This window comes from Desulfobulbus rhabdoformis (genome assembly GCF_016919065.1).
Lineage (GTDB): Bacteria > Desulfobacterota > Desulfobulbia > Desulfobulbales > Desulfobulbaceae > Desulfobulbus > Desulfobulbus rhabdoformis.
The window spans coordinates 1-11378 of record NZ_JAFFQA010000073.1; the positions used below are offsets into that span (position 1 = coordinate 1).

The 11378-nt window shown below is 52.7% G+C and carries 10 protein-coding genes and 2 pseudogenes; 3 read left to right on the forward strand and 9 right to left on the reverse strand.

Annotated elements, in window-relative coordinates:
* Window positions 1-199: pseudogene (locus tag JWJ90_RS21505) on the forward strand (hypothetical protein); the annotation flags it as partial.
* Window positions 200-405: 206 nt separating this feature from the next.
* On the forward strand, window positions 406-1404 hold the full coding sequence (locus JWJ90_RS21510) for a diguanylate cyclase (RefSeq protein ID WP_205229280.1): 999 nt from the start codon (window positions 406-408) through the stop codon (window positions 1402-1404).
* A 5-nt stretch (window positions 1405-1409) separates the two neighbouring features.
* On the opposite strand, the gene JWJ90_RS21515 is transcribed toward JWJ90_RS21510, so the two are convergent.
* From JWJ90_RS21515 to ettA, 8 genes are all read right to left on the reverse strand, one after another.
* On the reverse strand, window positions 1410-2243 hold the full coding sequence (locus JWJ90_RS21515) for a DUF1186 domain-containing protein (RefSeq protein WP_205229281.1): 834 nt from the start codon (window positions 2241-2243) through the stop codon (window positions 1410-1412).
* A 191-nt stretch (window positions 2244-2434) separates the two neighbouring features.
* Window positions 2435-3094, reverse strand: a complete 660-nt coding sequence (locus tag JWJ90_RS21520; protein ID WP_205229282.1) for a YkgJ family cysteine cluster protein — start codon at window positions 3092-3094, stop codon at window positions 2435-2437.
* The gene (gene cysK / locus JWJ90_RS21525; RefSeq protein WP_205229283.1) at window positions 3091-4011 is read right to left on the reverse strand and encodes a cysteine synthase A; all 921 of its coding nucleotides are present in this window, start codon (window positions 4009-4011) and stop codon (window positions 3091-3093) included. The genes JWJ90_RS21520 and cysK overlap by 4 nt, the downstream gene beginning before the upstream one ends.
* Window positions 4012-4020: 9 nt before the next feature.
* Window positions 4021-4977: a serine O-acetyltransferase gene (locus JWJ90_RS21530; protein WP_240195094.1), complete on the reverse strand. Its 957-nt coding sequence runs from the start codon at window positions 4975-4977 to the stop codon at window positions 4021-4023.
* A 29-nt stretch (window positions 4978-5006) separates the two neighbouring features.
* A complete protein-coding gene (gene metW, locus JWJ90_RS21535) occupies window positions 5007-5642 on the reverse strand; it encodes a methionine biosynthesis protein MetW (protein WP_205229285.1) in 636 nt (211 codons plus the stop codon).
* Window positions 5626-6780, reverse strand: a complete 1155-nt coding sequence (gene metX, locus JWJ90_RS21540; protein ID WP_205229286.1) for a homoserine O-acetyltransferase MetX — start codon at window positions 6778-6780, stop codon at window positions 5626-5628. Before metX ends, metW begins: the two co-directional genes overlap by 17 nt.
* Window positions 6781-7017: 237 nt before the next feature.
* Window positions 7018-8166 (reverse strand): MalY/PatB family protein, encoded by a 1149-nt coding sequence (locus JWJ90_RS21545; protein WP_205229287.1) that lies wholly within the window; start codon window positions 8164-8166, stop codon window positions 7018-7020.
* A 134-nt stretch (window positions 8167-8300) separates the two neighbouring features.
* Complete coding sequence (ettA, locus tag JWJ90_RS21550; RefSeq protein ID WP_205229288.1) at window positions 8301-9986, reverse strand: energy-dependent translational throttle protein EttA; 1686 nt, start codon at window positions 9984-9986, stop codon at window positions 8301-8303.
* Window positions 9987-10563: 577 nt separating this feature from the next.
* On the opposite strand from ettA, the gene JWJ90_RS21555 reads away from it, so the two are divergent.
* Window positions 10564-11160: a transglutaminase-like domain-containing protein gene (locus JWJ90_RS21555; protein ID WP_205229289.1), complete on the forward strand. Its 597-nt coding sequence runs from the start codon at window positions 10564-10566 to the stop codon at window positions 11158-11160.
* Window positions 11161-11229: 69 nt separating this feature from the next.
* On the opposite strand, the pseudogene JWJ90_RS21560 reads toward JWJ90_RS21555, so the two are convergent.
* A pseudogene (locus JWJ90_RS21560) lies at window positions 11230-11378 on the reverse strand (IS1595 family transposase); the annotation flags it as partial.

Below are 11378 nucleotides of genomic sequence, written 5' to 3' on the forward strand. Positions count from 1 at the left end.
ACGGATCACCAACAAAACGGAAATACCGCTCTTGAGCTGCGCTGATATTGCGGTAATTCTCAAGGCTACTTTGCCCCGACGAGACATTACGGAATCTGAAATGTTGGAGCAGTTGGAAAAGCGACACCGAAAACGACAGGCATCCATCGATTCTGCGTATAAAGCACAGAGTGAAGAGAAGTTATGCTCTGCCGGATGATCCCCAAAGTAGAACTAATGGATTGAATAAAAAAAATACTGGTTTTGCATCCACCTGAAGAACAGGGAAGCGTTTGCTTCCCCGTCTTTTATTCAATGAACCTGCAATATCTGCACAAACAGTATCCCGCCCGGCTTGACAAAGGCCCTATTTTCTTCGACCATGCAAGTAGACGAACATTTCCCAGATGTGCAAAAACGGTACACATGAAACGAACGGATCATACAACAGACAATCCAATTATCGTTGTCGACGACAATCCGGTGGTGGTCAAACTCCTGGAGTCTATGCTGGTTCGCCAGGGGTATGCAGTGCTCACGGCAAACAGTGGTCAGGAACTTTTGGATATGCTGGTCACGACTCCTGCTGATCTGATCCTGCTTGATATCGACATGCCAGGCATCACCGGCATCGAGACCTGCAAGCGCATCAAGGCAAACCCTGTCACCAGCAACATACCGATTCTTATTGTCACCGCCAGCAACGACAAGGAACACATTATCAGTGGCTTTACCGCAGGAGCCCAGGACTATATCATCAAGCCCTCAACCAAGGAGGAGTTGCTTGCCCGCGTCCGCACGCACCTGGCTCTCCATCAGACGCAGCTGGCCCTGAAGGCCAGCCAGGAAATGTATCGTAAACTCTCCTTTCTTGACGATCTGACCGGCCTCTACAATACCCGTTATCTCTACCAGGCCCTGCAACACCAGATGGCAGAGCACCCGCAGCAGCCGCTATCCATTGTCTTTATTGATATTGATGCATTCAAACATGTGGTCGACACCTACGGCCATCTTAACGGGAGCCGGGCCATTGCCGAACTTGCAGAGGTGATACGCCCTCTATTACCGGAGGACAGTTTTGGGGTAAGTTATGGGGGAGATGAATTTGTGCTGGTGCTGCCCAGCCACGATCGCCTGAGCGGGACCGTACGTGCGGAAGAAATTCGGGCGGCCATTGCGGCCCATCATTTCCTGAGAGAGCAGCAACTGGATGTACGCCTGACAATCAGTTGCGGGGTGGCCTCGTACCCCAACGATGCAGAGACCATGGTCGACCTGCTGGGCAATGCCGACCATGCCCTGTTTGAAAGCAAACGCAGAGGAAAGAATACCGTTGTCAGTTTTGCCGAAATAATCCAGCCTGAGCAGAGCGATGAATTCCTTCCTCTGGGGGGGAACAATGCCCTCGCAAACAACAAGTGAGGGGATTATTTTTTCCCTTTTTTCTTGCCCTTTTTCTTTCCTGAATTTTTCTTGGGTTTAACCTTTGGCTGTGGCTCGACGCGATCTTCCTGATTAAATTCAGCAAACCAGGAGATATAGGCATGGACGTCGGTCGGCATACGGGCGGTCACCCAGGTTTTCAGATCTTCCTGGGCCTGCTCCAGGCTTCGTTTACCCGCTTCTTCCACCTGGCTCAGGGTGATGAAGACATCACTGATCAGTTTTTTCTCAAAAGCCCCCTGAATACACTCCATGGATTCCCCCGGATGGAGGTCACAGAGTGTGGCAGTCAGGTTGCCCCAGAAATAAGATTCTTTGGCAGCCTCTTCGCCGGTGAATAATCCCTGCAAAAAGTTGAGCACCTCTTCCCGTTTGCTGGGGTCAAAAGCCACCACATAGGAGAGCGACTCCATGGCAGCGCAGCGAACAAACTGATCGGCCTCACGGTTGATGATCAAAGCTTTAATTGACTCAAGTGAGTCCGAGCAGGTACGGTACAAAAAGGTCGGCAACGTCTCCGTGGTCAAATCGCCCCAGATATCAACCAGTTGTTCTTCCGGAATGAGAAAAGCACTGATAAAGAGTTCATGGGCCGCAGGTTCACGGAATTCGGAGAGCAAGAGTGCCGCATACACATGGGCATTGCGCATCTCCAGAGTGTACACCAAAGGATTTTCCGCTACATCCCGCAAAACCTGTAGCAGTAAAGGGGTGATTTCTTCTTTGAGCTGCAGCGCCTGCTCCACCTCGTCACGGAGGTAGGTGTCGCCGAGTTCGTCAAATTTTTCCAGCAGAGATTGGGTCGTGGGGGTCGTCATCAGCGCACCTCAGGCGGTTAGTAAGGGAAAAGATGGACAAGACATCTTCGTCGCAGGAACTGAATCCGTGATTCAGAAAAACATCGTCTAAAACGAATAAGGCGTTGAACAAGAACGACAAAAACCTGCGCCACTCTAAATGCTTTTCCTGCTGCAGTCAACCGGTGTGGGCTGAAAACGGGTATCTCCCTTCACCTCTGGGTCAGAACAATTCCTTGGGGGCTCTGCACCGCCTGAAGTCCAAGAGGTGCAAGCAGCTGAAAGAGGGGGCGGCCAAAATAAAACAGCTCCTGCCCCAAAGAGAGGGAAAAACGGGCAGTGACTCTGCCGCGAAATGCAAGATCCTGCCGGACGAGTTGGCTGAGTTCTTCAAGTCGCTCAGGTGCAAATGGGCCCAGTTGGCGTTCCCCGGCAATTTCCCCCAACGCCGGACAGGGGCAGAGTGCTTCGTACTCATGGACCACAGGAAGGAGGGGATCGTCCGTGACAATACAATCAAAACGGGTCAGGAGATCTTTACCCGCAATGGCAAGCAGGGGGCCGGTATTTGTGCAATCCAACAGGCCGCAGGCAACAGGGCGGTGCCCATAACGACTGCAGCCCTTTTCCGCCTCATTGTAAAACAAGCAGCACCAGGAACCGTTTTTCCCGCTTACCTTTAAAAATTCGCTGCTCACCGGCTCAGGAGTCTGAGCCATGGGCTGCAGGGCAAGCTCACCACGGCGTACAGTAACCAGATCCTCCTGGGTGAGCTGACCAGCCTGAAGCAGAGCAAGATCTGCACCGTGCAGAGCCGGGCCCCCCTGCTGGCAGCACTGGCCACAGCGTTTACAACGACTCTCCCCACTCACGAAATCAAATCCGTGCTCAGATACCGCTCTCCGGTATCGGGCAGAACACAGACAATCCGTTTGCCCTGAAATCGTTCCTGGGCTGCCAGGGCAAGCACTCCGGCAAGGGCCGCTCCACTGGAGATACCGCAGAGGATCCCCTCTTGCCTGGCAAGTTGTTGTGCCTGCTCAAAAGCGGATTCGTTACTGATCGTGAGAATCTCGTCAATCACTGCCCGGTTCACATTCTCCGGCACAAAACCAGCGCCAATACCCTGAATTTTGTGCGGTCCGGCTTTTCCCCCGGAAAGTACAGGCGAGGCTGAAGGTTCAACGGCAGCGACATGCACGGAAGCATCCTGTTCTTTCAAATACTTCCCAACCCCGCTGATGGTCCCCCCGGTTCCCACCCCGGCGACAAAACCATGCATTTTCCCCTCCGTCTGCTGCCAGATCTCCGGGCCGGTGATACGGTAATGCATCCGTGGGTTGGCCGGATTGTTAAACTGATCCGGCATCCAGGATCCCGGCGTGGCTCGATGCAGCTCGGTCGCCCGGGACACAGCACCTTTCATGCCTTCGGCTGCCGGAGTGAGCACCAACTCGGCCCCAAGGTGAGCAAGCAGCTTACGCCGCTCAAGGCTCATGCTCTCGGGCATGGTCAAGATCAGACGATATCCCCGAGCAGCACAAACGGAGGCAAGGCCAATGCCGGTATTGCCGCTGGTGGGCTCAATAATGGTGGCTCCGGGAGAAAGCAGGCCCCGCTCCTGGGCATCGTTCACCATGGCCACCGCCACCCTATCTTTAATACTGCCCAGGGGATTCATAGATTCGAGCTTAACTAAAATCTCTGCCCCGGTTGCTTCACTGAGTTTCCCCAGTCGAACCAGTGGGGTGCCCCCGACAGCCAGAGTAACGTCACTACAGTATTGCATGGTTTCTCCCTATTTCGGCCCGATATAGACCAGTTTAGGCTGCTCGAGCATAACCCGTGTGTCCAGGCCGACGGACTCGGTCAGCCAGACGTTACCACCAATGATAGAACGAGCGCCAACCACTGTCTCTCCACCTAGGATGGTGGCGTTAGCATAGATGATAACATCATCTTCAATGGTTGGATGGCGCTTGACATTACGCAGCCGCTCTCCCGCGTCTTTTGGCAGAGAAAGCGCACCCAACGTCACACCTTGATAAATGCGCACCCGGTTGCCGATGGTGGTGGTGGAGCCGATGACCACACCGGAGCCATGATCAATAAAAAAATGTGAGCCAATACTGGCCTCCGGGTTGATATCAATGGCAGTGCGATGATAGGCATGCTCACTCATGATACGGGGAATTAACGGCACCTCAAGCTCGGACAGGCGGTGCGCCAAACGGTAAACCATGATGGCAAAAAGCCCGGGATAACTGAAAATAACCTCATCGGAGTTGGCTGCCGCCGGATCCCCGGTCAAGGTCGCCTCGATATCCGTCTCCAGCGTAGAGCGAATCTCGGCAAGGGATGCAATCATGGCTGCGGCGAGTTCATAGCCGCGCTCGTTACAGAGGGTACAGGCCTGATTATGGCGAAAGCAGTCATGACGAATGGCCGAGCTGATCTGACTGGCCAAACTCTCAAAGAAAAAACTGATCTGCTGGCCCAGATGGTACTCCAAATTTTCTGGCCGCAGGATGTCGGGGGAAAAAAAACCCGGAAACAAAATCCGTTGCGCCTGCTCGAGCAGATCAATGACCGCCTGTTTGGAGGGAATGGCAACCGGCTCGATATGACTGGCCCAATGACCGCTCTTAAACCCTTTGGACAGCGAGGCCACCGCATCGGGGATAGGGTTCTGCACCTTGTCGGCGGTAATTGTTTCCATCTGGCAACTTCCGGCTAAGACGTCCTGTTTTCCCATTCTACCTGCACCTTGTTCTAAAAATCGGCTCATGTGACCCGCTCTAACATCATGATACCGTACGTGGCACGTAAGTTCTTCAAATAGTGAATTTCCTTGCCTCTATAGTCCTGACTGTGCGTGTTAATGGCAATCTCGCGGGCTGTGCGAACTCCGGAGATGCGTAAAAAGGTTTTAAAATCACGGATAGAAATAACCCGAATATTTGGCGTGTCATACCACTGATAGGGCAGTTGTTTATTGACCGGTGCTGTCCCCAAGAAAAAAAACTGCAGCCGCGAAGACCAGTGGGCAAAGTTAGGAAAACTGACAATCACCCGTTTACCTATCCGCAGGAGATCAACCAACAATTCTTTCGGATTGCGAATCTGCTGCAGGGTCTGACTGAGGATGACGACATCAAAGCGATCTTCGGGATAATCACTGACTTCAAAACGAAAGTCCCCCTGAAGCACGGTCAGGCCGCGTTCGATACAGCGGGCAACTTTCTCCTCAGCCTGTTCAATACCGGTTCCACTCACCTGCTTGTGATTTTTCAAAAACGCAAGCAGATCTCCATTCCCACAGCCCAGGTCAAGCACGGTGGCTTCCGGCTCAATCCAGGAGGCGATCACCTGCAGATCAAACCGCATCTCCGGTATTTGTTGGTTATTCAACGTATTCATTGTACATCCGCTCAAGAAAACCGCTGATTAAACTGTTGAGCCGCTCGTTGGGAACCAGAAAGGAGTCGTGCCCCCCCTGGGCCTCTATCTCGCAAAAACTGACATCACTGCCATTCTTTTTCAGGGCAGAGACAATATCCCGGGACTGATAGGTGGGGTAGAGCCAGTCGGTGGTAAAGGAGATCACCAGAAAACAGACATCTGAGAGGGCATCGTTGACCAAAAGATTATGCCCGCCCCGTTCCAGGTCAAAGAAATCAGCGGCCTTGGTTATATACAAGAGCGAGTTGGCGTCAAAGCGATCGACAAATTTTCTGCCCTGATGGTGAAGATAACTCTCCACCTGGAAATCGCTGCCCACATCAAAAGAGAGTGAACTGCTGTGTAACCGTCGCCCGAATTTTTCACGCATGGCCTCATGGGAAAGATAGGTCACATGCCCGATCATCCGCGCAACCGACAGACCGTGATTGGGCCCTGGGCCATCGTAATAGTTGCCGTAGTTCCATTCCGGATCGGCCATGATGGCCTGCCGGGCAACCTCATTAAAGGCGATGGCCTGGGCAGAGTGGCGGGCGGTCGTGGCCATGGGAATGGCAGAACGAATCATTTCGGGAAAATCTGCACACCAACGCAGCACCTGCATTCCACCGACGGAGCCGCCGATCAGTGAAAGAATTTTTTTAATGCCCAAATGATCGATCAGATATTTCTGTGCCCGTACCATGTCCTGAATGGTAACCATGGGGAAATCCGGGCCGTAAAATTCGCCGGTCTCAGGATTGATCGATGCCGGGCCAGTGGAACCGCAACAGCTCCCCAGAATGTTAGAGCAGATAACAAAATATTTGTTGGTATCAATGGGCTTGCCTGGCCCCACCATATGATCCCACCAGCCTGGCCGGTCGTCGTTCTCCTGAAAGCGACCCGCCACATGGGAATCTCCAGAAAAGGCATGGAGCACCAGAACGGCGTTGGTCCGCTCGGCATTGAGTTCGCCAATGGTCTCATACGCCAGTGTTATCGGGCCCAGTCTGGTACCGGATTCCAGCAACATGCCATCTGGCGGCTCGGCAAAGGTATAAAATTTTCGTTCGACCAGCAGCGATTTGCCCTGGTCGTGCTCGGTACAGCTCATTGGTTTCCTGATTCAGCAATTTCAAAGGCAGGCCAAAGGCCCCACGTTGTAGCACAGGCAAATCTGTACTCCATACATTAGCTCATCGCTCATCTATAAGCACAGCCGGACGTTGACGCCATACAATTTTTTAGACGCCTGTAAATCCCTTTTCCGGAGTTGCTCCTGCTAGCGGCTATTGTGAAAAGGAGGCAAAGGGATAGAGCCGAAATTTCAGATCACCTGAGGGGAAAAAAATCAGCGCAGTACCCGCTCCATGCGTGCCAGAGCCTTTTCCAAAAGCAGGCGCGGACAACCAAAATTCAGGCGGACAAATCCCGGCAAATCAAAGGAACGACCGCCAGAGAGCCCAACTCCTGCCTGTTCGAAAAATTGCTGTGGCCGCTCAATGCCACGCTCGCGCAGATCGATCCAGGCCAGATAGGTGGCTTCCACAGGGCTCACAACAAGGCCGGGGATACCATCAATAAAGTGCATGAGCAGCTCACGGTTTGCCCGCAGATAGGAAATCAGGGCCTGACGCCAAGGCTCACCGTGCCGGTAGGCTGCCTCGGCCGCCACGTACCCCAGAGCGTTTACATGGGGGACGATTCCTTCCATTCCACGTTGCAGACGCAGGCGCAGGGCGGGCTCAGAAACCACGGCATAGGAACAGCCCAGGCCAGGAATATTGTAGGTTTTACTCGGAGCCTGCAGGGTAATGGTCCGGCGACTGATCTCCGGATCAAGCGATGCCAGAGGCAGATGTTTTTTGTCTGTATCCAAGACAAGGTCGGCGTGAATCTCATCGCTGCAGATAATCAGATCATGTTTGCAGGCCAGTTCACCAAGTCCAAGCAACTCATCCCGGCTCCAGACACGGCCAACCGGATTATGGGGGCTGCAGAGCAGCAGCAACTTGGTTTGCGGCGTGATGGCAGCTGCGAGGGCCTCCAGGTCCATGGTCCAACGCTGGCCATTCTCTGCAAGCGGTACCCGCACGGTCTTCCGCCCCATGAGCTCAGGAGCGCTCATAAAGGGAGGATAGATGGGCGTAAAGGTGATAACCTCTTCGCCTGCACCAGCCACCCCACGGCACACAGCGTTCAGCCCGCTCACCAAACCAGGTAACCAGACCAGCCATTCGGGCTGAACCTGCCAACTGTACTGCTGCTCAAGGTGGACGAGCACAGCCTCCAGCAAAGAATCCGGGGCCAAAGTATAGCCAAAAACACCATGTTGCACCCGCTCATGCAGCGCGGCCAAAACCGCTGGAGGTGAGGCAAAATCCATATCCGCCACCCACATTGGCAGGATATCCTGATCTTTGTAATGGTCCCATTTGAGGCTACTGGAAGCGTGACGGTCGGTCACCGTATCAAAATCAAACTGAAAGGAAGCGGTCATTTTTACTCTCTGGAGGGATGTCCCGGTGACTAGCAGGGAGCCAAATCGGGTACAGCAAGGGGGAAAGTGGAAAGAATTCCCCGCCACCAGCATCGGTCAGTTAAGTGGCGGGGAATGTGGAGAAAGAGGAAGAGCTAATCGCGGGTCAACTGACGATAACGGATGCGGTGCGGCTGCTCGGCGTCAGCGCCTTTGCGTTTTTTGTAATCCTGCTCATAATCAGAGTAGTTGCCTTCAAACCAGACAACCTCGGAGTTGCCTTCAAAGGCCATGATATGGGTGGCGATACGATCCAAAAACCAACGGTCATGGCTGATAACCACGGCACAACCGGCAAAGTTCTCCAATGCCTCTTCCAGGGCGCGCATGGTGTTGACATCCAGGTCATTGGTGGGCTCATCGAGTAAAAGCACATTGCCGCCCTCTTTGAGCATCTTGGCCAGATGGACCCGATTACGCTGACCACCGGAGATCTCGCCCACTTTCTGCTGCTGATCGGAGCCGGTAAAGTTGAATTTGGCCACATAGGCGCGGGCATTGACCTCACGGGTGCCGAGCCAGATGTTCTCCTGCCCCTCAGAGATGACCTCAAAGATGGTTTTCTTAGAATCAAGTGCATCACGGGACTGATCCACATAGGCAAGCTTCACTGTCTCGCCCACGCGAATGGTTCCTGCATCGGGCTCTTCCTGTCCGGTGATCATCTTAAAGAGCGTTGTCTTACCGGCACCATTGGGTCCGACAATACCGACAATACCACCGGGTGGCAGGGAAAATTCCAGGTTATCCACCAGGAGTCTTCCTTCAAAGGCCTTGGAAAGTTCTTTGGCCTCGATCACCAGCTTCCCTAAACGCGGTCCCGGCGGAATATAAATCTCCATATCGCCAGCAGCCTTTTCACTCTGCTGGTTAAGCAGGTTTTCATAGGCGGTGATACGAGCCTTGGATTTGGAGCGACGCCCTTTGGGGCTCATACGAATCCATTCCAGCTCGCGGGAGAGAGTCCGTTGACGGTCACTTTCTTTTTTCTCTTCCTGAGCCAGACGTTTCTGCTTCTGCTCAAGCCAGGAGGAGTAGTTCCCCTTCCAGGGGATACCATGTCCGCGATCCAGCTCCAGGATCCAGCCAGCAACATTATCCAGAAAGTAGCGATCATGGGTCACGGCGATAACCGTGCCCGCATACTGCTGGAGATGCTGCTCCAGCCAGGCCACCGATTCCGCATCCAGATGGTTGGTAGGCTCATCCAAGAGGAGGATGTCCGGGTTTTTAAGTAAGATACGGCAAAGTGCCACCCGACGTTTTTCACCGCCGGAGAGCACACCGCATTGACTGTCTGCAGGTGGACAACGCAGGGCGTCCATGGCCATTTCCAGGCGGGAATCCAGGTTCCAGGCATCCATGGCATCGAGCTTGTCCTGGACTGCGCCCTGACGCTCGATCAGTTCCTGCATGGCATCATCATCCATGGGCTCGGCAAACTTCTCGTTGATCTGGTTGAACTCGTTGATGAGATCAACCGTGGCCTGGGCTCCCTCTTCCACCACCTCGCGCACGGTTTTCTCGGGATCGAGCAGGGGCTCCTGAGGCAGGTAATCAATGGTGAATCCTTCTGAAAGGATGGTCTTGCCCTCGTACTCCTTGTCGATCCCGGCGAGGATCTTGAGCAAGGTACTTTTACCCGAACCATTGAGACCGAGCACGCCGATCTTGGCTCCATAGAAATAAGAGAGGGAAATATCTTTTAAAATCTGCTTCTGATTGTATTTTTTACTTACCTTGATCATCGAATAGATGATCTTGTTCGCTTCGTTGGCCATAGTGTTTGAATCCTTATGCACATGATGTGGGGCAGGCTTGCCCACAGAATTTGAGCCTGAATCCGTGAGCATGCATCAGGGCGTCAGGTGAAACTGAACAAAACATGAATTCGTTAAAAAAAATTCCTTCCGCTGAAAGGATGCATTGTTCAATGCCCACCCGCCGTCACGGATTCAGGGTGATGTTTCAGAAAAGCTGACAAGAAGGGGTCAGCATGCCCCCTTTATACACAAAAATACAATGCAGGCAAAGATTGTCCTATCCGGTCCGTCTAACAAAAATGAAAAAATCACCTTTGTCCCTTCCGTACCGACCAACCTCTCGGATGACTCACTCTTCGAGTATACCCATATCGACGATTTTTTCGCCGAGAGGGAGTCCCGATTAAAAAAAACTGAGACAATCTTCTTTGCCTCGCCAATGATGGGGGGTATAGGAAGACTGAAGAAAACGAAATGAAGGCGCTTGCCAAGAGCTGTTGAGCGTCCCCGAACCGGAGACAACGAATCCCCAGGGGTGACCTGTGCCGGGATACTCTCCACGAACCTTTTCGCAGCAGTCTGTGCAAACGGAAACATGAAACAATATTTAGCCGCAACAACCTATATAGATTGGGATAATCCAGAGGTCTACACTCAGGCGCAAGAGCTTGCCCAAGGGCTTTCCAGCCCTGAAGATATCACTTGCAGATGCTATGAATTTGTCCGTGACGAAATAAAGCATAGCTTGGATTACCAATTAAATCCGGTAACATGTAAAGCTTCCGATGTCCTGCGGCATCGAACCGGCTACTGTTATGCAAAAAGCCATCTCCTGGCAGGACTGCTCCGGGCAAATGCCATTCCCGCAGGCTTATGTTATCAACGATTGACCATTACCGATGTTCCGCCGTTTTGCCTTCATGGTCTCAACGCCGTGTATTTAGAGCACTATGGCTGGTATCGCCTCGATGCCCGGGGCAATAAGCAAGGGGTGAAAGCGGCATTCTGCCCACCTATCGAGCAACTGGCCTTCAATCTTATCACTCCCGGAGAAGCTGATTTGCCAGAAATTTGGCCAGAGCCGCTGCCTGGAGTTATCGCGGTGCTCAGCAGGAGCACAACGTATCAAGAGGTGGCAGACAATTTGCCGGATATCGAACTCATTCCAACGCGCAAAGATACGCTGGAATAGAATAGAGGAAATCTTGAATAATTGCTTTTTCTTCCAATCCCGGCGTCATGCTTAAAATTTTATATGGCTCTAAACTATTTTCAGTTGTTTGCCCGGAGCATGGGCAAGGCATGCGTTCAGTAAACGCATTGGAAGCTCATGTTCCCAAAAACGACGATTAAATCGATAACAGAATTCGCTAACGTACTCTTGAAGATATTGACCGCTGACTCCATGAA